Source organism: Ruegeria sp. AN6, assembly GCF_056540425.1.
In genome coordinates, this window is the sequence record NZ_JBQFWR010000002.1 from 118734 (window position 1) to 142033 (window position 23300).

The following is a 23300-nucleotide window of genomic DNA, read 5'->3' on the forward strand; positions in this document are numbered from 1 at the left end:
GGCCGGGCATATAGAGGGGAATGCTTCCCCTTGCAAATCCTGCCCACACAGGGCTGACTTGTACCAGAGCAGATAAGCCGGAAAGGCAAACTCATGAAGTGGCTCATTCGTATTCTCGTTCTCGTGGTTGCGGCCTTCGGGCTGGTGATTGGTGCCTTGCTGCTGATGCCAGGAGACAAACTTGCCGCAATCCTGGCTGAGCAGGTCAAGGCACAAACTGGTCGCGAATTAAAACTGTCTGGGGATGTCAAACTATCCTTCTGGCCTATTTTGGGCATGGAAACCGGTCGCGTAACCTTTGGCAATGCGCCCTGGGCCGGGTCCGAGCCGATGCTGAGCGCTCAAAGTCTGGCTGTAGGGGTCGATGCCTCGGCGCTGCTGTCGGGTGATATCCGGATCAAGAGAGTGCTAGCCGATCATCCAACACTGCGTTTGGAACGTTCGGATGGGCGCGGGAATTGGGAGTTGCACCAACCCGGAAGTTCATCTGACACCGGTGCGTCGGCGCAAGCGGTTGAAAGTCGGCCGGTGACTCTGGAACAGTTGGAACTGCAGAACGCACGGTTGATCTACATTGAGAATGGCGCGGTCAGCATGGATTTCGCCGATGTTGATCTATCTGCCCGTTGGCCCGACGTGACTGCCCCGATGGAAATGCAGGCCAGCATGCCCGTGCCCGGAGGCAACGTTAAGGTTAACCTGAACATTCCTGACCTGCCTGCGTTCTCGAGCGGGGTGGTGACCCCGTTGGAACTAAGTCTGACTGCACCCGGTGGAGGGATTCAGTTTTCCGGCCGGGTGAATCTGGCCGGAGAAATGGACGGCAAGACTACTGTCACCGCAAAAAATACACACAAGATGTTGGCTGCATTTGGTCAGGGAGGTGTCACCGTTCCCGAAGGCTTGGGCCGGGTTGCGAATGTATCCGGGCAGATGACCTATACCCGAGACGGGCGGATTTCACTGCGGAAAATGGTTGCTGTCCTCGACAATAATCGGCTTGAGGGTGAAGCGGATATTCAGATCTCTGATCCGCCAAAAATCACGGCGCGCCTGAAAGCGGGCGATCTCGATTTGTCCAATGTAAGTGGGGATGACGTATCAAGCAGCGGGTCCGAGGCTGACGGGTGGTCCAAAGCCACAATAGATGCGTCATCGCTGGCACTCGCAAACGGGACGATCCGACTGCAAGCGAACTCGATTTCGTTGCCAGGCATGCGCTTTGGCAAAAGTGATCTGACGCTCAACCTTGATCGTTCGAGAGCGGTGTTGAAAATGCATCCCGCGTCGCTTTTTTCAGGGCATCTGAATGGCCAAGTGGTTGCCAATAATCGCAATGGTCTGTCGGTCGGTGGAAATCTGACGGCCGATAATATCGATATCAATGAAGCCCTTGTAACGCTTGGGGATATCAAGCGCCTGTCGGGAACCGGGTCAGGACATCTAGAGTTTCTGGGTGTGGGGCAGAATGAAGATCAGATCATGCGTTCGCTGAGCGGCAAAGGGAATATTGAAGTCGGGAAAGGGGTCATTTCCGGGGTGGATCTGGACCGCCTTATGGGGCGCGGAGGGGGTTCAGGCGGCACAACGGTTTTCAATAGCCTCACTGCCAGCTTCACGATGAAAGATGGTGATCTGAACAACGACGACTTATTGATGAAACTGGACAATTTTCGAGCGGACGGCACGGGCCGAATTGGTCTTGGTGCCCGCGATATCGACTATCTGTTTACGCCGGTGGCTTTACGCGCCAATGCAGGCGAGGGGATATCGGTACCCGTTCGAATCGTGGGGCCATGGAGTGGCCCGTCGATCAAGCCGGACCTCACCAAAGTGATTGAGGCTGCCGCAGAGGGCAAAGTCAAAGCGTTGGAAGATGACGCCAAGCAAAAGGTATTGGAAAAGGTCGGGAAGGAACTTGATACCACAGTAACGGACACCGGTCAGATCGAGGATGCCCTTAAAGACAAGCTGGAGGACGAGGCCAAGAAAAGCCTTCTCAAACTGCTGGGTGGGGATTGAGTGCACCGATCAAGGGCGCTGAAACCAGCGCCCTTGTTATGTGGGCTAGATGGTCTGATCGTACTCGCCAACGCCGGGTTCGGTGCGAATAACAGCGTCAATATCGGCGAAAATCGCCCGCAATTCGTCTTCGCTTTCGCTGCTTTCGCAAACCACCACGAGGTTCGGAGTATTCGACGAGGCGCGCACCAGCCCCCAGCTGCCATTGTCCAGAATGACGCGCGCGCCATTGACGGTCACTACCTCTTTGACCGCTCGGCCCGCGAAGCTTTCGCCAGCATCGGCCATTGCGACCAACTTATCGACGAGGCGCTGCAAGATATCATATTTCTCGGTATCCGCTGCGTAAGGTGACATGGTGGGTGTTGACCACGTCTTGGGCAGCGCCTTGCGCAGGTCAGACATGCTCTGATCTGGGTTGCGGTCCATCAGCTTGCAGATTTCCACCGCCACGCGCATCCCGCAGTCATATCCGCGCCCGACTGGCTCAGCCAAGAAATAGTGGCCCGATTTTTCAAACCCGGCCAGCGCACCGATTTCTTTGACCCGACGCTTCATATGACTGTGGCCGGTTTTCCAATAGTCGGCTTTGACACCATGAGCCCGCAATTCGGGATCGCTGGCGAAAAGACCGGTAGATTTCACATCGGCCACAAAGGTCGAATTCGGATAAATCTTGGCCAGATCGCGGGCCATAATGACGCCGACCTTGTCGGCAAATATCTCTTCGCCTTCGTCATCTACAACGCCACAACGATCCCCATCGCCATCAAAACCAAGCGCCAGATCGGCGCCGCTGGCTTTGACTGTATCGGACATGTCATGCAGCATTTCCATCGCTTCGGGGTTCGGGTTGTAGTTGGGGAATGTGTAATCCAGATCGTTGTGGCTTGGCACAACCTGAACACCGATCCGTTCGAAAATTTCGGGCGCAAAGGCAGCGGCAGTTCCATTGCCGGTGGCGCAGACCACCTTCAGCGGGCGGGACATTTTGAAGTCACCGACCAGATCGTCGATATAGGCCTCTTTCACACCGTCCACGAATTCATATGACCCGCCCGGGTGCGCGACGCCTTTGCCGTTCAGAACGATATCGCGAAGTTCGGACATCTCGTCAGGCCCGTGTGTCAAAGGGCGATCGAAACCCATTTTGACGCCGGTCCAGCCATTGGGGTTGTGGCTGGCTGTGACCATCGCAACTGCGGGCACATCCAGATGAAACTGTGCAAAATAAGCCATCGGGCTGAGCGCCGGGCCAATATCCTTTACCTGAATGCCTGCCTGCATAAGCCCAACGATCAGCGCGTTTTTGATCGACAGGGAATAATCGCGATAATCATTGCCCACCGCAATTACCGGTGCGATTCCGCGTTTCTGCATCTGGGTACCCAGACCCAGTCCCAGAGCCGTCATACCCGGCAGGTTGATCTCGTCAGGGTATTTCCACCGCGCATCATATTCGCGAAAGCCCGTGGGCTTGATCATCGGGTCGCGCAGAAAACTCCAGGTGTTTGGGGTCACCTCACTGAAGGGTTTGGTCATTACAAATCTCAATCGTTAAATCTGAATTGGGTTTTCTTTGGCCAGCGCATCAAATCGCATCAATGTGTCAACCAGATGGCCCATCTGATCCAGATGGATCATGTTCGGCCCATCTGAGGGTGCGGTGTCGGGATCCTGATGGGTTTCTACGAAAACGGCTCCGACGCCCAGAGAGACAGCGGCACGCGCCATCACTGGCGCAAACTCACGCTGTCCTCCTGAGGAACCGCCTTGGCCGCCGGGCTGTTGCACCGAATGGGTTGCGTCCATGACGACCGGATATCCGGTTTGCGCCATCTGCGGCAGCGACCGCATGTCCGCGACCAGCGTATTGTAGCCAAACGAAGTTCCGCGCTCGGTCAGCAGGATGTTCTGATTGCCAGTGCTTTCGATCTTAGTAACGATATTGGGCATTTCCCACGGGGCGAGAAACTGTCCCTTCTTTACGTTGACCGCTTTTCCAGTATTGCCTGCCGCCAGCAGCATGTCCGTCTGACGACACAGAAACGCAGGGATTTGCAGGATATCGACAGCCTCGGCTGTAATCGCGCATTGGGCTTCGGTATGAACATCGGTCAAAACCGGAATGCCCATGGTTTTGCGAATGTCGTCCAGCACCTTCAGCCCAGCATCAATGCCCATACCACGCTTGCCGGAAAGCGAGGTCCGGTTTGCTTTGTCATACGAGGCCTTGAACACATATTGCGCACCTGCGGCGTCGCAGGCCTCTTTCATGGTGCCGGCGATCATCTGGGCGTGTTCGGCGGACTCAAGCTGGCAAGGGCCAGCGATGATGGTCAGCGGAAGGTCGTTGCCAACCATGAGGTCGGCGATTTTTACATGTTTCATGAGTCTTACGAGGATACCTGTTCACGAAGGACCGACGCGGTAAGCGAGATCATCAGGTAGATACCAGCAAATAACAGGAAAGCCAAAATCGTATTTTCGAACTTGCGCGGATAGCTGGGTTCCTGGCTGGCAACAGGGTTCACCGAGACGGTCAGATACCGCACTTTCCGGTTGGCCTCGGTCCGTGTGGCTTCCATTTGCTGCATTGCCGTTTGCAGCATCATATCTCGGGCCGCTAGATCGGCCTGTGCCATCTGAATACGTACGCTCAGACGCGCCAGCGAATTTTCGCCTGCTGAAGCATCCAGCATCTCAGCATTCAATTCTGACAGCACGGCCTCCAGCCGTTTAATATCTGCACGCGTGCCGTCCACTTTAGCTTTGTTGGGCCGTGCATTGTCAAGAAGGGCGGCCAGCTGCAATTCTTTATCCTGCAGCTCAATTTCAAACTGATCGATTCTGGCACGCAAGCTGGCGATCACGCTTTGCGGATCCAGTATGGCACCCTGCAACTGCAATTCGATCAGGTCTTCCTGTGCCTGCCTGCGCGCTTCTTGCGCGGCTTCAAAGCCCGCCAATGCATCACGCATTTGATCTTCGCGTTTCAGCTCGGTCAGGCCATTAATCCTCTCCTCAGCGTAAGAGATCAGACGATTGGATAGATCGACCGAGATTTCAGGGCTGGGCGCGGCGACCTCCATGCGAATGACACCATCACTAGGGTCGTACCCGATCGTGATCATTCGCTTAAAAAGCTTGTAAGTTTCTTCAAGCGTCGCATCAGAGGGCAAACGTTGGATCGGATCAATATTGTCTTGCTGAAAGAACTCAGCAAACCCGACATCCCGTTCAAGGCGTTCCAGCGCGTCCTTGGATTCCAAAAACTCTTGAGTGGATACCGAATCCTGTGCAGTTGCAAACTGTGTCCCCGCGAGGAAGCCACCGAAAGAGGCCCCTCCACCGTCGGCTTGCAAAATCGAAAACACGGAATCGCTGGCGTACATCGGCGTCGCGACCCGATAGAAATAGTATCCCACTATGAATGTAGGCAGGATCACAAAGGCCGTTAGCCGCGCAAATAATGCAACGAGTTTGCGGCGCCGTCTGCGGGCGATGTCTTTCTGGATTTGCCCGATCTCATATTCGCGGCGTTGGGCCGGGCTGAGCTCTGGACCTGGCAGGTTTTTTTGAGTTTCTTTGGCTGTCTGAGGCAAGTGAATTTTAATGTTATCTTGCGTCGCTTTGTCGTCGGTTGAATTGCGTTGATCGTAAGCTGCAAGATCTAGCAGATTGGAACGCTGAAACGGATCAATCCCTTTCTTACGCAACAGTCGCACTGCGTCATAATCAGAGGTTGCCGCCAACCCATTCTTGTGGGCAAGCCGTCTGGCGACCCGCAATTGCCGCCCGGTTAACCCTTCGCGCTTGATTGCGTCCAATTCGGTCCCCGGCTGCTGCGCGTCTGTGCCGGAACCAGAGGCCTGAGTCGCCTTGCGAATACGATCGATCGCATCCGAGCGCGCCTCAGCAGTGCCAGCTCCGCGCGCTGCGCGGTCAGGGTTGTATTTTCTAGCCTTGGGCTTGGTAGTCATAGAGCTGCTTCGCCTCTTCCAAGGTTTCAAACATATAAAGCTGACCATCCACCAAAACAGCAGCTTGGCGCGCGAATTTCTCGAGGGTTGATGGATTGTGTGACACGATTACCAAGGTTGTTGTCCGAAGCTTCTCTTTCAGGATATCGCCGGCTTTCTTGTTGAATTCCACATCTGTGGTCGAGGGCATCCCTTCGTCAATCAGATACATGTCGAAATCCAGAGCCAACATCAGCGCAAAGGTGAATCTGGCGCGCATACCGGACGAGTAGGTGCCAAGCGGCTGGTCAAAATACTCACCCAGATTGCACAGCCATTTACAATAGGCTTCGACATAATCAGGGTCCATGCCGTAGATCTTGGCGATCGAGCGCGCGTTTTCGAGCGCTGACAGGCGTTTGGCGACACCCCCGGTGAAGCCCATGGGGAAAGACACACGGCAATCCCGTCGAATTACACCTTCGTCCGGTTTTTCCAACCCTGCCATCATATTGATCAATGTGGTTTTGCCTGTTCCGTTCGGGGCCAGGACCCCAAGGGAGGTGCCCAGTTCGACACGGAACGACACCTGATCCAGAATCACTTTGCGGCGGGTTCCGGTCCAGAATGACTTGCTGACATTTTCGAATTCCAGCATTTGCGGCCTGTCATCGTACTGTTTTGTTATGGCTCGAAGGTGTGTGTGCTACGGGTCCATGTTGGCCACATTATGTCGAAATATGAAACAAATGATCAATGCGGATCCCGCGATATGACATTGAAGTGTTGCCAAGTTAGGTGCTGTTGGCTCCGACCGTGTTCATTCCTATCTTAATCGAGTGTTCATTGCGGGAACGTTTCAATCCGATGAAGTCGCTAATTAAGGATATCGCAGAGTGCCGACTTTGCGCGGACAGGTTTGCGCAGACGGCTACCGCGCACAAGCCGCGCCCGGTTGTCTGGTTCCATTCCGGTGCACGAATTCTGATCGCGGGTCAGGCACCGGGGGCTCGGGTGCACCTGTCGGGAAGGCCCTTTACCGATCCTTCGGGTGATCGCCTAAGGGATTGGTTGGGTCTGGACGAACAAGGCTTTTATGACCGCTCGCGGGTATCGATTGTGCCGATGGCATTTTGTTTTCCTGGATATAATGAGCGTAAGGCCGACCTGCCACCACCGCCGATATGTGGGCGCACATGGCATGAAAAAGTGATGAATGCGCTGGGAGAGGTGCCGCTGACAATCCTCGTTGGCGGTCACGCGCACAAATACCATCTGGGTGTGAAAACGCCGGTCACCGAGACCGTCAGCCGTTGGAGAGACCATGCGCCGCGGGTCTTTGCCTTGCCTCACCCGTCTTGGCGCAATACGGCTTGGCTGAAGAAAAACCCCTGGTTTGAGGCCGATCTTTTGCCGGTTCTTCGGCAACGGGTGCAAGAGGTTCTGAATGACTGAAACTACAGCTTTAGATGCTGCACATGCCGCTATGCTTGCAGCGCCAGAAGACGATTCAGCACGGCTGCGTTTCTTTGAAAGGTTAGCCGACAGCGAGCTGTTCCTGATGCTGTCGGAAGAGGCCAGGGACGAGAATATTTCGCCTGAGCTCTTCGATGTGGCTGATGGCCGTTTCGTGCTGGCCTTTGATCTTGAGGAACGTTTGGCAGAGTTCGCGGGGCATCCGGTTCCGTATGTTGCTCTGTCCGGGCGTGTCTTATCCGGAATGCTGTCAGGGCAAGGAATTGGTTTGGGCCTGAACCTTGAGACCGCGCCGTCATCGATGTTGATCCCGACCGAGGCATTGGGCTGGTTGGAAAGCACGCTGCAGCACGGCCCGCAAGAAGTGCAGCAGAGGCTTACTGAATTTCGCCCGCCCGCCGGTCTGCCAGATAAATTGCTGACTGCACTTGATACCAAGCTGGCGACTGCAGCAGGCCTCGCCACTGCGGCTTTTCTAGTGGGAACGAAGACGGATGATGGCGGTCGGGGCCATCTTTTGGGATTTGTCTCGGCAGTTGAAAACGCGCAGCCTGCTCTGGCGCGCGCCGTTTCTGAGGCGCTGACATTTTCGGGGATTGAGGCGGGTGCTTTGGATGTCGGATTCTTTGAAGCAGAGGATCCGGCAGCCGCCGCGCTGGCAAAGGTCGGACTTAGGTTCGATTTACCCCAGCCACAGGCTCCGAAAGTTGAAAGGGCCGCCCCGGGCAGTAACCCCGAGCGGCCCCCGATCCTGAAATAACAAAGCGCGTTAGTCTGCCGCTTCTAGTTTATCCTGTGTACGCGTCTCAAAGTCGCTTGCGTCGTGACGTTCGTGCAATTGAGTGTGTGGTTCGCCAAATGGGCGATTGACCATCCGACCACGCTGAACCGCTGGGCGCGCATCGATTGCTTTGGCCCACCGCATTACGTTCTTGTAGCTTTCGACATCAAGGAATTCCGCCGCATCGTATAGACGGCCCAGAACCAGTTGTCCGTACCAAGGCCAGATAGCCATATCGGCGATCGTATATTCTTCGCCAGCGATATAGGTCTTTTCAGCAAGTTCCCGATCCAATACGTCCAACTGGCGTTTGGCTTCCATGGCGAAACGGTCAATCGGGTATTGCCACTTCTCGGGGGCGTAGGCGTAGAAGTGGCCAAAGCCGCCACCCAGATAGGGTGCGCTGCCCATCTGCCAGAATAACCAGTTCATAACTTCAGTCCGTTCCGCACCACTCGCGGGTAGAAACTCACCAAACTTCTCTGCCAGATGCATTAGAATTGAGGCACTTTCGAACACGCGCACAGGTGTTTCATCCGAATGATCCCAAAGCGCGGGAATTTTCGAGTTAGGATTCGCCCCGACAAAGCCCGAACTAAACTGGTCGCCTTCGCCAATATTGACCAGCCAGGCATTGTAATCTGCCCCACTGTGGCCCAGAGCCAGCAGCTCTTCGAGCATCACAGTGACTTTAACGCCGTTGGGTGTAGCGAGCGAATAAAGCTGCAGCGGGTGCTTTCCGACCGGAAGGTCCTTATCATGTGTGGCCCCAGCAATTGGCCGGTTGATATTGGCAAATTGTCCGCCGCTTTCACTGTCCCACGTCCAGACCTTAGGAGGGGTATAGGTGGATTGTTCGCTCATATCATGCCTTTCCTGCGTTGCTGGCCAATGGACCGCTAAATCAACAGCTAATATTGCAGAACTCAGAGTCCAACCCCAAACACCGCGGGAATTTTGTAACAATCCCCCGGATACACCTCACAATTCCCAATTCGTTTTCACAGCGGCGCGAGTGGGTCTTCGCGCGAGGCCAAAAACACCTATTGTCTGGGCAGCCCCGTAGCACGGGTGCCCAGAAACCGATAGGACATGAGGACAATTCACATGAAACGCTTTGCACTGACCCTTGCAGCGACGATGGCTTTCGCCATGCCTGTATTCGCAGGAGATCAATATGTTGATGGTACCGGATTTGCGGTGTCAGGGTATGACGTCGTTGCCTATCGCGACTTGGATCAAGTAGCCGTTGGTCAATCGCAGCCCGAGGCAGTTCGCGGCCGGTCTGACATCACTGCCGATTATAACGGTGCGACCTGGGCATTTTCGACTGAAGAAAACCGCGACAAGTTTCTCGAAAATCCGGCCTATTATGCGCCGCAATATGATGGACACTGCGCCTATGGCGTGTCGCGTGGCGGCAAGGTTCCGGCCAACCCGAACCTGTGGCGGATCGTCGATGACAAACTGTATCTGAACATCACCGATGTAGTCGTCGGCTTTTGGGAAGAGGACGTTCCCGGCAACATCAATTTGGCAGAAGGCAACTGGCCGGGTATCGAACCCGACGCGGCGTCTACCAGCGTGATCCCGAAATTTACTTCGGAAGGTCCAGTGTCCAACTGATATTGGTGAAAAAAATAAGCCCGGCCTTAACGGCCGGGCTTATTCTGCTGGTAGGTTCTTTCACCCTGCCAACTCAAACAAATCCCGCATTTGCTGGTCTGCTTCAAACCGAATCCTAACGTTTCGGGCACCGGGAAACTTCCGTTCGCGTATAGGGTCGGGAACGACAATTTCACCCGAACCCGCAACTTTGGATTTAAATGTCAAAATCTCGGTTTCAGTTTTTCTGCAACTTGCCAGAACCGATGTTGGCAAGGCGACTCGGTTTTCACCCTCACAGACAGAAGACGCGACGAAGTAAGTCAGGTCACGTCCGAAACAGCCGATTGCATCTGGCACATGGTCATATGACTGGTCTTGGTCGTCGCTTGTCGCGGCGTGGTCAATCGCAGACATATCTGAAAGCACGTATTCGGGATTCAGCAAATCACGGCAAGCTTTGATCTCATCGGCGTCCAGTTCGATCACACGTTTCTTTAGGCGTGGACGACGTGGTGTCGACGAACTCGTCACGCCCTTTCGGGTCAGACCCTCGCTACGCAGAAAATCGTAAGCCGACTTGGCTTTGGAAAAAACCGAATGGTCACCATCTGTATGATCAGGGTGATCATGAAAGGCGATATTGCGCCAGGCGTCTCTGATGTCGTTTGCGTTGGCGTGGATAGGCAGGCCAAGAACCTGCAACGCTTCTGCCCGAGCCTTAACTTTGCTCACTGGCTCCATACTGATAACACTCATTAAAACTACACTGCGCTCAGAGTGCCATCGATCACATTATTGTCAAATTTTCTTAGATATTAGCGTTAATCCCAGCAACAGTTTCTGGAATCAATTCTGGATTGTCGCCCGCGCTCTAATCGGCGTGCCGCACATCGGTAGTGGCGGGTGTGCCCAGCGACAGATTTGCCACCGGACAGGCCACAAGTTCAAGCGACGTTCTGCAATTCGGTCTGAGGTGTAATACCCAATGCGAAACACACATCGCGGGTCAGTTCAGGGCGATTGAGCGTGTAGAAATGCAACTTGTCCACACCACCTTCGATCAGGTCCGAGCAGAGTTCGGTGCAAAGCGCAGTGGCAAGAAGGTCTTCGCGATCGTCGCGGATCGCCTTCTCAAATGCATTTTCGATCCACTCGGGTACTCGGGTTCCACAGCGTTTTGCGAAGTTGCGTGCCCCTTTCCAGTTTTCGATTGGAAGAATTCCGGGCACGATTGATTTATCAATGCCTGCTTTTTCGCAAGCATCCCGGAACCGGAAAAAAGTCTCGGCTTCGAAAAAGAACTGGGTTAGCGCTTCGTCCGCACCCGCGTCCAGTTTTGCCTTTAGCCAATCCACATCGGTTCGGGCGTTCTGTGCCTCGGGGTGGATGTCAGGATAGGCACCGACGCGAATACTGAACATTTCTGTTTCTGCCAGCGCGGATATCAATTCGACCGAATTGGCAAATCCTTCCGGATGTGGCTGGAACCGGTCATGCCCCTTGGGAGGATCGCCGCGAAGCGCGACGATATCCTGAACGCCTGCGCGTGCGAACGCATCGGCAATCTCAAGGGTTTCCTGACGCGAGGCATCTACACAGGTCAGATGTGCGGCAACGGGCAGGCCTGAAGATTTGTGCAGGGTTGCAACCGCATCACGTGTCAGTTCGCGCGTCGTGCCCCCAGCGCCATAGGTGACGGACACAAAGCGAGGGTTCAGCGGAGCCAGTGTCTGCACCGTATCCCACAGGCGAAACGAGGCCTCCAGCGTCTGGGGCGGGAAAAATTCGAATGAGATCTCAGGCTTGGTCATAATGGCCTCGTAACTGTCATTTACGCTCTTGTGCCACCTGAGGCGTTGTGAGACAAACTCATATTATTCAACAACAACATGAGTCACGCAGCATATGCATATTGAGTTCCGACATCTGCGGACGATCAAAGCCATCCACGAATGTGGTGGTTTGGCACGTGCTGCTGATCAATTAAACATTACCCAGTCTGCATTGAGCCATCAGATCAAGGGCTTGGAAGATCAAGCCGGGGTTGAATTGTTCCTGCGCCGGTCCAAGCCAATGAAACTGTCTGCGGCCGGTCTGCGACTGTTGCGGCTGGCAGAGCAAATTCTGCCGCAGGTCGAGGCAATGCAGGATGAGTTTTCATCGCTGCGCGACGGTCGCACCGGGCGTATGCATATTGCGATCGAATGTCACGCTTGTTTCGAATGGCTGTTCCCTGTGCTCGAAGCCTTCCGAAAATCCTGGTCTGATGTCGATGTAGACATTCGCCCAGGTCTCGCGTTCGACGCGCTGCCTGCTTTGCAGAAGGAAGAAGTAGATCTTGTGGTCTCCTCCGACCCTGAAGATTTGCCGGGTGTCGAGTTTATAGAACTCTTTGACTATCAAGCCGTGTTTGTTGCGGCGTCCTCGCACCCGCTGGCTGATAAACCGTTCATAGATGCGGAGGACTTTCGCGGTCAGACACTGATCACCTATCCGGTCGAACGGACACGTCTGGACGTATTCAGCCAGTTACTAATCCCGGCTCGTGTTGAACCAGCCACAATCCGTCAGGTTGAACTGACAGCTGTGATCCTTTTGTTGGTTGCGTCGAACCGAGGTATTTCTGTTCTGCCGGATTGGGTCGTGCGTGAGGTGAAGTACAATTCGGACTATGTAACCCGCCCACTGACCAAAGACGGGATCACCCGCAGGCTCTATGCTGCAGTTCGCAGTGAGGACCTTGAAAAACCCTTTGTGCAAGAGCTGGTAAAACTGGCCCGGACTGAGGCGCGCAAGCTGCAGACGCAATAGCGCCAGACGCAGATCAGCCATGCGCATCATTCCTCTTGGCAAGGGCGCGTTGCCCCAGTATACGCGCGGCTTGACCGGACAGGAGCCTATTTAAAATGGTTGGCAGTGCAAATCTCAACATCATGATCAAAGCCGCGCGGAAAGCGGGGCGTTCTCTGGTCAAGGATTTTCGTGAAGTCGAGAACCTGCAGGTGTCGATGAAGGGCGCAGGCGACTTTGTGTCCAAGGCCGACATTGCGGCCGAAGCAATTTTGAAAGAGGAACTGCTGGGTGCCCGCCCGACTTATGGCTGGCTGGCCGAAGAAGGCGGTGCGATTGATGGCGAAGACCCGACCCGCCGCTGGATTGTTGACCCGCTGGACGGGACCACCAACTTCCTGCACGGTCTGCCGCATTGGGCAGTCTCGATCGCTCTCGAACACAAGGGCAAGATCGTCTCCGGTGTGATCTATGACCCAGCCAAGGACGAGATGTTCTTTGCCGAAAAAGGCGAGGGTGCGTGGATGAACGACATGCGCATTCGTGTCTCGGGACGGCACCGTATGATCGAGTCGATCTTCTCAACCGGTTTACCATTCGGCGGCCGTTCGGACCTGCCTGCGACCCTTCAGGATCTCGCCCGTTTGATGCCAGCCTGTGCTGGTGTGCGCCGCTGGGGTGCGGCTGCTCTGGACATGGCTTATGTTGCCGCAGGTCGTTATGAGGGCTTCTGGGAACGCCGGCTCAACGCGTGGGACGTGGCAGCGGGCATCATCATCGTGAAAGAAGCAGGCGGGTTCGTTCAGGCGCTGAACCCCGAAGGCAGCGTGCTTGAAGATGGCGAAGTAATTTGTGCGAATGAGCCGATCTTTGACAACTTTGCCAAAGTGATCCGGGGCTGAACGGCTCTTCCAGCGTAATAGATGAACGCGCGCCCGATTGGAGCGCGCGTATTTGTCTAGAAATCCACTTCGATCGCGATCCCTTGCTCAACAGCAAGCTCGACCACAGCGCTTGCGACGGCCAAGTCCTGCAACCCGACGCCCGTTCCATCGAATAGTGTGACTTCTTGATCGGATTGTCGTCCGGGATGTGTGCCATTGATGACTTCACCTATCTGCCGGATATCGGTTTCGGTTTTCGATCCACTGGCGACTGCGTGCTGACATTCGCCCAGTGTGATGGACTGAGCGACCTCATCCGTAAATACAGTGGCGCGGTTGATCAGGTCGACCCCGACTTCTTGTTTGCCGACCGTATCGGTGCCCATGCAGGCGACATGTGTGCCGTCTGATACATGATCCGACATCAGAGTAGGCGCAAATGACGATGTAATCGTGATGATCACATCCGCCTCGACCATGCCGGACAATTCAACAGCTTCAAAGGGCAGGCCAGCCTCAGACGCGACTTCTTCGATGTTGGGCAGCATATCAGGGTGCAGATTCCAGCCGATGACCTTCTCAAACTCTCTTTGCTCCAACGCGGCACGCAATTGGAACTTAGCCTGATGACCCGCACCGACCATGCCGATCACCTTGGCGTCTTTACGTGCCAGATGGTTGATCGATACGGAAGAGGCAGCCGCCGTGCGCAGGGCTGTCAGCAAATTGCCTCCGACAATCGCCTTCACCCGGCCCGTATCAGGATCAAACAGGAACACGGTGGATTGATGATTGATCAGCCCGTGCGTTTCCAGATTCTTGGGCCAATATCCACCGGCCTTGAGGCCAAGCGTCATGCCCGCCCGATCAAATCCGCCCTTGAAGCCATAAAGCGCGTCTGCATGGCCAATGGCTTCGCGCACGACTGGAAAATTATAGGCATCTCCTGCCGCCATTGCGGCAAATACCTGTTCGATCGCCTCGTAGCTTTCGTTGCGGCCCAGCAGAGCGCCGATTTCCTTTTCAGGAACGATGATCATCTATTTTGCCTTTCGTGAGTACTGATGATCTACGGTTAGACAGGAGACCTGAGCCGCCTGCCTTTCCTGTTATGATCAATAGGCCTTGCCGCGTGCCGAGACTGGCCAAAGCGCTTCGACTTTTCCGTTCCGCACACCAACGTACCAGTCATGAACATTGCAGGTCGGGTCGCAATGCCCCGGTACAAGCCGTAATCTGTCGTTTACCTTCAACGCGCCGTTTGGATCACCGATGACCCCGTGCTCGTCCGAACATTTGAGGTATTCCACATCGTCGCGTCCAAATATGAAGGGCAGGCCGCTATCGACTGATTGCGCCTTAAGACCTGCATCACAGATCGCCTTGTCCGCTTTGGCATGGCTCATCACGCTGGTCAGAATGAACAGCGCGTTTTCCCATTCGCCTTGGTCAATCCGGTTGCCATCCTTATCGAGAATTCGGCCATAATCGGCATCCATGAAGGCGTAGGACCCACATTGCAGTTCATTATACACGCCTGAGTTGGCCTCAAAGTAATACGATCCTGTCCCACCGCCCGAGACCAGCTCGCAGTCGATACCAGCGCTCTTTAGGCCGTCATACGCGTCTTCGACCATAGCGATGGCGGCATCCAGTTTCTCTTTTCGGGCCTCATAGGTATCAAGGTGCTGCATCGCGCCCTGATAGGCCTGAATGCCAGTGAATTTCAGGTTTGGCGCAGCTTCGGCAGCCTTGGCGATGGCAACGACATCCTCGGTCGTTGTTACCCCACACCGACCGGCACCGCAGTCGATTTCAACGAATACTTCCAGATCGGTCCCGTGGCGTTGCGCCGCTTCGGACAGGTCGGAGATATTCTCGATGTCATCGACGCACACAATCGTACGCGCATCCAACTGAGGCAAGCGTGCCAAACGATCGATCTTGGCCGGATCGCGCACTTGGTTGGACACCAAAATGTCTTTGATACCACCACGGGCGAACACTTCCGCTTCGGACACTTTCTGGCAGCAAACGCCAACAGCACCGCCCAGCCTTTCCTGAAGCTTCGCCACATCCACTGATTTGTGCATCTTGCCATGCACCCGATGGCGCATCCCATGGGCCTTGGCGTAATCGCCCATTTTTTTGACGTTCCGCTCTAAGGCATCCAGATCGAGGATCAGGCAGGGCGTCTGAATTTCACTTTCATCCATACCGATTGCGGCAGGGATGTCGTAGCCAACTTCAAGCTGATCAATGTTCATCGGTTTATTCATCCTGTTTCTCCTTACCCGTTGAGCCAGGGCAGTTTGTCCAAATCCACGTTGCCACCTGTGATGATCACTCCGACCCGCTTGCCTCGGAATGTGTCGGGGTTCTTGATAATGGTCGCAAGCGGGACAGCTGAAGATGGCTCCATCACTACCCGCAGGTATTTCCAGGTGAGCTTCATCGCGTCGATGATTTCTTGTTCGGAGGCGGTGAAGATGTCGGTCACGTAGTTTGAAACGAAGTGCCAGGTGTTTTCCTTGAGCGGCACCAACAGACCATCGGCCACCGTTTTCGGGGCATCATCCGCGATAATGTGACCTGCTTTGAATGAACGGTACGCATCGTCCGCCTGCTCGGGTTCAGCCGCGTAGATTGCGGTTTCCGGTGCTAGGTTTGACACAGTCAGGCAAGTGCCCGAGACCATGCCTCCGCCCCCGATCGGTGCGATTACCGCATCCACACCATCCGTTTGCTCCAGCAACTCGGCCGAACAGGTCGCCTGACCAGTGATGACGCGCGGGTCATTATAAGGGTGTACGAATTCGCCCCCGGTTCTGGCCTGAATCTCGGCGAATGTTGCTTCGCGGGAAGAGGTTGAAGGCTCGCATTCGGTGATCGTACCACCATAGCGACGTACTGCGTCTTTCTTGGCTTGCGGGGCTGTTCGCGGCATGACCACATTACAAGGAACACCTCGGCGACCCGCAGCATATGACAGAGACAGTGCGTGGTTTCCGCTGGAATGGGTGCAAACGCCCTTGGTTGCCATCTCATCGCTTAAACCAAAGGCAGCGTTGCTGGCTCCGCGCACTTTGAAAGCGCCGGCCTCTTGAAAGTTCTCACACTTGAAGAACAGCTGTGCGCCAGTCAGGTCATTTAGGTAATCAGAAGTCATAACCGGTGTGCGCCGAATATGTGGCCTGATCCTTTCATGCGCTGCCCGCATATCTTCGATAGTCAGGTCAGCAACTGGGATTTGATCCAACATTAGGGTCCTCCTCAGGCTGCAGCTTTGGCGTGGCCGGATGTTCCAGCGCGATAAAATTCTTGTGCCGCCGCGACGCCGCTGCCCAGCTCAATTGGATAGTTCAGATCGGCCATCGCCATTTCTATCGTGGCCAATCCTGACAGAACCATCACATCCGTCAGACTGCCCAGATGGCCGATGCGGAAGGCTTTGCCATTCAACTCTCCCAACCCGATGCCGAACGAAACGCCGTAGGAGTTAAAGGCATGGTCGGTCAGTTCGTTACTGTCGAACCCTTCGGGCACATAGATCGCGCTGACAGTATCAGAATATAGGTCCGGAGTCTGCGCGACGAGTTTCAGCCCCCATGCGTTGGCCGCGCGTCGAACCCCTTCGGCCAGGCGCGTGTGGCGGGCATAAACATTGTCCAGTCCTTCCTCGAACAACATCTTCAGGCTTTCGCGCATACCGTAGATCAGTTGCAACGGAGGCGTGTAAGGAAATCCACCCGAGGCATTGGCCGCCATCATGTCACGAAAATCGAAGAATGTCCGGGGCAGCTTCGCAGTTTCCATTGCTGCCAGCGCCTTGGGGCTAACACACAGGATTGCCATGCCGGTCGCCAGCATGAACCCTTTTTGCGATCCCGAGACAGCGATATCGACGCCCCACTGATCGAATTCAAATGGCATCGAGGCCAGCGAGCTGACGCAATCCACAAACATCATCGCTGGATGATTTGCCGCGTTCATAGCGTGCCGTACGGCCCTGATGTCAGAACGCACTCCGGTTGCGGTTTCATTGTGGGTTACCAAAACGGCCTTGATGTCGTGCGCTTTGTCAGCTGACAGGATCGCTTCAAAGCGGTCTGCAGGTGCACCTGTGCCCCACGTGCATTCAACGATCTGAACGTCCAGGCCATGCCGTTCGCATAAGTCAATCCAGCGGTGACTGAAAACGCCGTAACGCGCGACCAAAACCTTGTCTCCTGGGCTGAGCGTATTAGTGATCGCTGCCTCCCAACCCCCGGTGCCGCTAGCGGGGAAGGTAATGATCTGACCCTCGGTCGTGCCGAAGACTTTCTTTGTATCCTCCAGCACCGGGGCGAAAGTCTCAACGAAATCCGGGGCGCGGTGATCTTGTGTCTGCACCTGCATGGCAAGGCGCAAGCGATCAGGTATGTTGGTTGGGCCTGGGATAAAGACCGGGTTTTGGTTCGACATGACTCAATCCTCTGCTTTGGAAATAAGTGTCGCTGGAACGGGTCTAGGTTGCAATTTTCTTGAAAAACATTTTCATTTTATTCATTAAATAGATAAGGCGCTGAAATGGATGGGAATTTAGTTTCTCAATTTTATTGCCATGGAATTGCGATCTGAAAAACTTGAATCAGTACGGACACTAACATCGGAAGGTGAGCTAGAAAATGGAGTCTCAGAAAAGGCCTCGTGGTCGGCCGAAATCGATGTTCAAGGAAAGCTCAGCCGGAACCATGCAGTCGCTGGACCGAGCGCTGGGCGTACTTACAACCGTGGCCGGGCTGGAACGTGTCGCGCTAAGTGACCTGGCGCGCGAGGTCGATGTACCAACTGCCACCACGCATCGTATTCTGGTAACATTGCAGAAGCACGGGTTCGTCAGTTTTGACGAAGAGCGGCAAGAATGGATGGTCGGTATCGAAGCGTACCGGACTGGTGCATCTTTCCTTCGACGCAATAACGTTCTCGAGATTGGTAGACCGATTCTTCGCCGTCTGATGCTGGACAGTGGTGAGACCGCTAATCTGGCGGTGCCTGACGGGCCAGAAGTTGTATTTGTAGGGCAGGTTGAAACCCAAAATCCAATCCGGGCCTTCTTTCCGCCAGGTGCGCGAACTCCAATGTATGCTTCGGGTACGGGAAAGGCGATTCTGGCTGCTCTGAGCGAGGATGGTTTAAACAAGGTGTTGGCTCGGACTGACTTGATTGCCTTTACTGAGAACACCAATCTCCCCCAAGCAGGGCTGCATGACGATCTGGCGGAGACCCGTAGGCGCGGCTGGTCTTACGATCATGAAGAACGCTACGAGGGCATGTCCTGCATTGGCGCGGCGATCTTCAATGATCGCGCCGAACCCTGCGCTGGCATCTCAGTGTCCGGCCCAACTGTGCGGTTCGGCCGCGAACGCGCGCCTGAGTTGGGAACACTGGTGCGTAAGGCGGCACAGGAGATTACTCATTTGAGCGGAGGTAGATCGCCCAGCCAGTGAACCGCGATTACTTGCGCGGCACTTTGGGAATACGTGATTGCGACAGCTTATATCTGTGTTCCGGGTGTGGAGGATGGCCATGGGTGCGGTTCCAGAATCCAGGGCCTCCGCGCTTGAGCCAAAGAGGGACACACAGGATCAGGCCAACAAAGAACCCTCCGGTATGGGCCCAATAGGCAACGCCACCCTCATCAGGATTGCTGGACAGGCTTCCAAAGAACTGAAGACCCAGCCAGACCCCAAGCATGACAAATGCCGGGATGGTGAATATCCGAATATAGACAATCAGGATCAAAAGGATATCGACGCGTGCCTTTGGGAAAAGCAGAAGATAACCGCCCATGACCCCGGCAATTGCGCCGGAAGCGCCGATTGTCGGCACCAAAGATCCAGGTGCCGAGACAACGTGGATAAGCCCCGCGCCGATCCCCGCCAGCAGATAGAATACAAGAAACAGAACATGCCCCATTTCATCTTCGAGATTATCGCCGAAGATCCATAGAAACAGCATGTTCCCGGCTAAATGCATCCAGCCCCCGTGCAGGAACATTGAAGTCACAAGCGTCTCGAGCCCATAGCCGTCGGTGATCCGTGCAGGAATGACGGCGTAGTCGAAGTAGAGCCGATTCATGGCCCGCGCATCGTCCATGATCCCTACATAGCCGATGAAGATCAGGATATTTACCGCCAGAAGGGCATAGACGACATACGGAGTACGCCCCGAAGGGTTATGATCGCGGATTGGAAACATGGCGCGACGCTGGGCTTTTCACTGCCCAGCGTCAAGGCCCGGTTATGCCGCACCTCCTAGTAGGACGGCATTACCTCCGGCAGCGGTCGTGTCGACGCAGACATGGCGTTCGCCAAGAACACGCGCACGGTCAGGATGACCGGGTATCAGTGGGATAATCGGACCATTGCGCCGGGCCAGATGCTGCTCGATCTGGCGGGCGGTGTCGTCGTCGCCCCACCACAGAACGCCCGAGAAACCGGTCAGGTTTTCAAGCCGGTGTAGATCCAGCGCTCCGGTCATCCGGACTGTCGTTCCGCCCAAGCCCATAACTGCCTGCGCCTGTGCCTCGGCTGCATCGGGTCCAGGGCCCATACACAAGAGTGGCTCACGCGCATATTCGGTCAATCGGTTTGATTCGCCAGTTGGGCCGGGCAGCGATTGCGTGCGAGGTGGGGCAGGTTGTCCTTCGGGTGCGTTCATCTCTGCCGCACTGTCCCAGTGTCCCGAAGAATTCTGCCGATCCGTGGCGCAGAACCGCGCCATATAATTCGGTCCGCCTGCTTTGGGCCCTGTGCCCGAAAGGCCCTCACCACCGAACGGTTGTGAGCCTACGATTGCGCCGATCTGGTTGCGGTTGACATAGATATTGCCGGCGTGGATCGCTTCGGTCACATGCTGCACGCGATCGTCGATCCGTGTGTGTAAGCCGAAAGTCAGGCCATATCCTGTGGCGTTGATTTCTGCGATAACCTTGTCGATCTCTTGCGCCTTGAAACGGGCGACATGCAACACCGGCCCGAATATTTCACGTTCTAAGGCTGAGATGCCGGGGATTTCGATCAGAGTTGGTGCGATGAACGTACCTTCGGGTCGGGTAGAGAGTTCTTTCAGAACCCGCCCCTCTGCGCGCGCTTTGGCGACGTGATCTGCGATACCCTGACGAGCCTGCTCGTCAATGACTGGGCCACAATCGGTTGAGATCAGCCAAGGGTCGCCAATTTGCAGAGCGTCCATTGCCCCTTGCAGCATTGTCAGAACATCCTCGGCGATATCCTCCTGCAGATAGAGACAGCGTAGGGCGGAACACCGTTGTCCCGCTGACTGGAAAGCGCTTTCGATGATCGATTGCACGGCTTGCTCCGGCAAGGCGGTGCTATCGACGATCATGGCGTTCAGGCCGCCGGTCTCGGCTATCAGAGGTGTGCCGGGACGCATATGCTGGGCCATTGCAGACCGAATTTTCAATGCGGTTGCGGTCGAACCGGTAAAGGCCACACCCGAGACGCGTTCGTCCGACGTCAACGCTACGCCCACTTTTGGTCCTCCGGGCAACAATTGCAGAACATCGCGCGGGACGCCTGCTTCGTGCATCAACTGAACAGCGCGATGTGCTATGAGGGGCGTTTGCGGGGCAGGGGCGGCGAGCACGGCGTTGCCAGTTGCCAGCGCGGCCGAAATTTGCCCCGTGAAGATCGCCAGAGGGAAATTCCAAGGGCTGATACAGGTGAAAATCCCGGCAGGCTTGGCCGCCGGAATATTGGCGGCGTAATAACGTAGGAAGTCGACTGCCTCGCGTAGCTCGGCAACCGCATCGGGTACAGATTTCCCGGCTTCGCGAGCGAGCAGGGCGAATAGCTCGCCGTAATGCGCCTCGTAGAGGTCGGCGGCTTTGTTCAGGACTTCAGCGCGGGTGGCTGCCGTGGCCTGCCATGGGCAGGCACTGGCAAGCGCCAGCTCGACATCGGTCGGACTGGCAACAGCAACTGAGCCCGGGCGGTCCTGCGGCCGGGCCGGGTTGATAACAGGCAAATCTGACTCGGGCTGAGCATCGTCCGAAAGCAATGGCCGGGCGTACCAGTGATGGGCGCGGTAAGCATCGCGCGCAATGTCGACCCGGTCTAGTGTTGGCGTATGATGCAAATCGAACCCTTTCGAGTTCGGACGCTCGGGCGCAAACAATTCTGGTCCGGTCGGCAGTGGTTTTGCGGGTGTCTGAATGGCTTGGAACGGGTCTGCCGCAACAATTTCCGGTGCGACATCTTCATCAACAATCTGGTTGACGAAGGACGAATTCGCCCCGTTCTCCAGCAGACGCCGCACCAGATAGGCCAACAGGTCACGGTGCGCGCCGACAGGTGCGTAGATACGGCAGCGGGCGCTCTGCTTGTCGCGCACGATCTGATGCAGGGTCTCTCCCATTCCGTGCAGGCGCTGGAATTCGAACGGTTGGTCGTCAGCCATATGCAGGATTGCACTGACCGTATGGGCGTTATGGGTGGCAAATTGCGGATAGATGCGGTCGGTCATATCCAGCAACTTGCGAGCATTGGCGATGTAGGACACATCGGTCGCTGCCTTCTGGGTGAAGACCGGAAACCCATCGACGCCTTCGACCTGAGCGCGCTTGATTTCGGTGTCCCAATACGCGCCCTTCACCAACCGCACCATCAGCTTGCGGTCATGACGTTCGGCCATCTCGTAGAGCGTATCCAACACGAGACCCGCGCGCGGGCCGTAGGCTTGTACGACAATGCCGAACCCGTCCCAGCCTGCCAGTGCAGGCTCGGCCATGACTTCTGCGATGACCTGCAGCGACAGAGAGAGGCGATCGGCCTCCTCTGCGTCGACATTCAGCCCCATGCCCGCGGCCTTTGCAAGCAGTGCCAGAGCCCGAAGGCGGGGAACCAACTCCTCCATGACCCGCTGTTCTTGCGCCAGTTCATAGCGGGGGTGCAGCGCGGACAGCTTGACCGAGATACCGGGGTTTTCGCGGATGTCTTTGTGGGTGCAGGCTTCGGCAATGGCGGCGATGGCACGGGAATAGGACAGATGATAGCGGGCGGCGTCGGCTTCGGTCCGTGCGGCTTCGCCCAGCATGTCGTAGGAATAGGTGTATCCTTTGTCCTCCATCCCCGCAGCGCGCTTCATGGCGGACTGAATGGTCTCGCCCAGAACAAATTGACGCCCCATTTCTTTCATCGCGCGACCCACGGCAGTTCTGATTACCGGCTCGCCCAAACGTTTGATTGCCCCGCGCAAAGCGCCCACTGGCGAAGTTTTGTCCTCATCCAGAACGCGCCCGGTCAGCATCAGCGCCCATGTTGAGGCGTTCACCAGCGACGAGGATGATTGTCCCAAGTGCTTGCCCCAGTCCGATGGCGCGATCTTGTCTTCGATCAATGCGTCGATAGTGTCCGCGTCGGGGACACGCAGCAGTGCCTCGGCAAGACACATTAGCGCGACGCCTTCATCGGTGGACAGGCCGTATTCGGCTAGAAACACCTCCATCATACCGGGCGACGTGCTGGAGCGAATGTCGCGCACGAGCTGCGCTGCCGCCTTACAGATGTCGGCGCGGTCAGTTTGTGACAGGTCGGCTTGAGCGATCAAAGCGTCCAGCACGGTGGATTGCTCGACGTAGGTTTGGGTATCGATTTTGGTGCGCAGGCTATGTGACATGTGTACTCCGGGGCTTTTGCCTAATATAACTGGCCCTGAGCGGGAGAATGGACTGAATTTTTTCTTCTGATAGTCGAATAGACCGAATTGACGGGG

General features: G+C 55.7%; 20 protein-coding genes. 7 read left to right on the forward strand and 13 right to left on the reverse strand.

Annotated elements, in window-relative coordinates; translation table 11 throughout:
- The first annotated feature begins 93 nt into the window (after positions 1-93).
- On the forward strand, positions 94-2022 hold the full coding sequence (locus tag ACR0MQ_RS04810) for an AsmA family protein (RefSeq protein WP_480606334.1): 1929 nt from the start codon (positions 94-96) through the stop codon (positions 2020-2022).
- Between the two features lie 45 nt (positions 2023-2067).
- On the opposite strand, the gene ACR0MQ_RS04815 is transcribed toward ACR0MQ_RS04810, so the two are convergent.
- Genes ACR0MQ_RS04815 through ACR0MQ_RS04830 form a run of 4 tightly spaced genes read right to left on the reverse strand, consistent with a single transcriptional unit; the run spans position 2068 to position 6642 of the window.
- Entirely contained in the window at positions 2068-3564 is a 1497-nt protein-coding gene (locus ACR0MQ_RS04815) for a phosphomannomutase/phosphoglucomutase (protein ID WP_010441836.1), read from the reverse strand.
- A gap of 15 nt (positions 3565-3579) precedes the next feature.
- Positions 3580-4413, reverse strand: a complete 834-nt coding sequence (gene kdsA, locus ACR0MQ_RS04820) for a 3-deoxy-8-phosphooctulonate synthase (protein WP_480606337.1) — start codon at positions 4411-4413, stop codon at positions 3580-3582.
- Positions 4414-4418: 5 nt separating this feature from the next.
- Positions 4419-6005 carry a KpsE/RkpR family capsule polysaccharide export protein gene (locus ACR0MQ_RS04825; protein ID WP_170472815.1) on the reverse strand — a complete coding sequence of 529 codons (1587 nt, stop codon included), beginning with the start codon at positions 6003-6005 and terminating at the stop codon, positions 4419-4421.
- Positions 5983-6642, reverse strand: coding sequence for an ABC transporter ATP-binding protein (locus ACR0MQ_RS04830; RefSeq protein WP_010441839.1), 660 nt, complete (start codon positions 6640-6642; stop codon positions 5983-5985). Before ACR0MQ_RS04830 ends, ACR0MQ_RS04825 begins: the two co-directional genes overlap by 23 nt.
- 209 nt (positions 6643-6851) lie before the next feature.
- On the opposite strand from ACR0MQ_RS04830, the gene ACR0MQ_RS04835 reads away from it, so the two are divergent.
- Both ACR0MQ_RS04835 and ACR0MQ_RS04840 read left to right on the forward strand, forming a co-directional pair.
- Positions 6852-7439 carry a uracil-DNA glycosylase family protein gene (locus tag ACR0MQ_RS04835; protein ID WP_170772509.1) on the forward strand — a complete coding sequence of 196 codons (588 nt, stop codon included), beginning with the start codon at positions 6852-6854 and terminating at the stop codon, positions 7437-7439.
- Positions 7432-8220: an SseB family protein gene (locus ACR0MQ_RS04840; protein ID WP_170541212.1), complete on the forward strand. Its 789-nt coding sequence runs from the start codon at positions 7432-7434 to the stop codon at positions 8218-8220. The genes ACR0MQ_RS04835 and ACR0MQ_RS04840 overlap by 8 nt, the downstream gene beginning before the upstream one ends.
- Before the next feature lie 9 nt (positions 8221-8229).
- Here ACR0MQ_RS04840 and yghU read toward each other — a convergent pair whose 3' ends face one another.
- Complete coding sequence (gene yghU, locus ACR0MQ_RS04845) at positions 8230-9105, reverse strand: glutathione-dependent disulfide-bond oxidoreductase (protein WP_170772507.1); 876 nt, start codon at positions 9103-9105, stop codon at positions 8230-8232.
- A 243-nt stretch (positions 9106-9348) separates the two neighbouring features.
- On the opposite strand from yghU, the gene ACR0MQ_RS04850 reads away from it, so the two are divergent.
- On the forward strand, positions 9349-9867 hold the full coding sequence (locus ACR0MQ_RS04850; protein WP_480606343.1) for a YHS domain-containing (seleno)protein: 519 nt from the start codon (positions 9349-9351) through the stop codon (positions 9865-9867).
- 60 nt (positions 9868-9927) lie between these two features.
- Here ACR0MQ_RS04850 and ACR0MQ_RS04855 read toward each other — a convergent pair whose 3' ends face one another.
- The gene (locus tag ACR0MQ_RS04855; protein WP_170772819.1) at positions 9928-10590 is read right to left on the reverse strand and encodes a J domain-containing protein; all 663 of its coding nucleotides are present in this window, start codon (positions 10588-10590) and stop codon (positions 9928-9930) included.
- Between the two features lie 203 nt (positions 10591-10793).
- Positions 10794-11660, reverse strand: coding sequence for a methylenetetrahydrofolate reductase [NAD(P)H] (gene metF / locus ACR0MQ_RS04860; protein WP_480606346.1), 867 nt, complete (start codon positions 11658-11660; stop codon positions 10794-10796).
- A 94-nt stretch (positions 11661-11754) separates the two neighbouring features.
- On the opposite strand from metF, the gene ACR0MQ_RS04865 reads away from it, so the two are divergent.
- Together ACR0MQ_RS04865 and ACR0MQ_RS04870 are read left to right on the forward strand one after the other, a co-directional pair.
- Positions 11755-12660, forward strand: a complete 906-nt coding sequence (locus ACR0MQ_RS04865; RefSeq protein ID WP_010441846.1) for a LysR family transcriptional regulator — start codon at positions 11755-11757, stop codon at positions 12658-12660.
- Positions 12661-12755: 95 nt separating this feature from the next.
- Positions 12756-13541: an inositol monophosphatase family protein gene (locus tag ACR0MQ_RS04870; RefSeq protein ID WP_170472801.1), complete on the forward strand. Its 786-nt coding sequence runs from the start codon at positions 12756-12758 to the stop codon at positions 13539-13541.
- Positions 13542-13597: 56 nt separating this feature from the next.
- Here ACR0MQ_RS04870 and bhcD read toward each other — a convergent pair whose 3' ends face one another.
- From bhcD to bhcA, 4 genes are all read right to left on the reverse strand, one after another.
- Positions 13598-14563, reverse strand: a complete 966-nt coding sequence (gene bhcD / locus ACR0MQ_RS04875) for an iminosuccinate reductase BhcD (RefSeq protein WP_480606349.1) — start codon at positions 14561-14563, stop codon at positions 13598-13600.
- 75 nt (positions 14564-14638) lie between these two features.
- The gene (bhcC, locus tag ACR0MQ_RS04880; RefSeq protein WP_480606352.1) at positions 14639-15802 is read right to left on the reverse strand and encodes a 3-hydroxy-D-aspartate aldolase BhcC; all 1164 of its coding nucleotides are present in this window, start codon (positions 15800-15802) and stop codon (positions 14639-14641) included.
- A gap of 11 nt (positions 15803-15813) precedes the next feature.
- The gene (gene bhcB, locus ACR0MQ_RS04885; RefSeq protein ID WP_480606354.1) at positions 15814-16785 is read right to left on the reverse strand and encodes a beta-hydroxyaspartate dehydratase BhcB; all 972 of its coding nucleotides are present in this window, start codon (positions 16783-16785) and stop codon (positions 15814-15816) included.
- 11 nt (positions 16786-16796) lie between these two features.
- Positions 16797-17987, reverse strand: a complete 1191-nt coding sequence (bhcA, locus tag ACR0MQ_RS04890; protein WP_170772497.1) for an L-aspartate--glyoxylate aminotransferase BhcA — start codon at positions 17985-17987, stop codon at positions 16797-16799.
- Between the two features lie 203 nt (positions 17988-18190).
- On the opposite strand from bhcA, the gene ACR0MQ_RS04895 reads away from it, so the two are divergent.
- Positions 18191-19012 (forward strand): IclR family transcriptional regulator, encoded by an 822-nt coding sequence (locus ACR0MQ_RS04895; RefSeq protein ID WP_170772495.1) that lies wholly within the window; start codon positions 18191-18193, stop codon positions 19010-19012.
- A gap of 7 nt (positions 19013-19019) precedes the next feature.
- Here ACR0MQ_RS04895 and ACR0MQ_RS04900 read toward each other — a convergent pair whose 3' ends face one another.
- On the reverse strand, positions 19020-19763 hold the full coding sequence (locus tag ACR0MQ_RS04900) for a rhomboid family intramembrane serine protease (protein ID WP_170772493.1): 744 nt from the start codon (positions 19761-19763) through the stop codon (positions 19020-19022).
- Between the two features lie 42 nt (positions 19764-19805).
- The gene (gene putA, locus ACR0MQ_RS04905) at positions 19806-23204 is read right to left on the reverse strand and encodes a bifunctional proline dehydrogenase/L-glutamate gamma-semialdehyde dehydrogenase PutA (protein WP_480606359.1); all 3399 of its coding nucleotides are present in this window, start codon (positions 23202-23204) and stop codon (positions 19806-19808) included.
- Positions 23205-23300 lie beyond the last annotated feature (96 nt).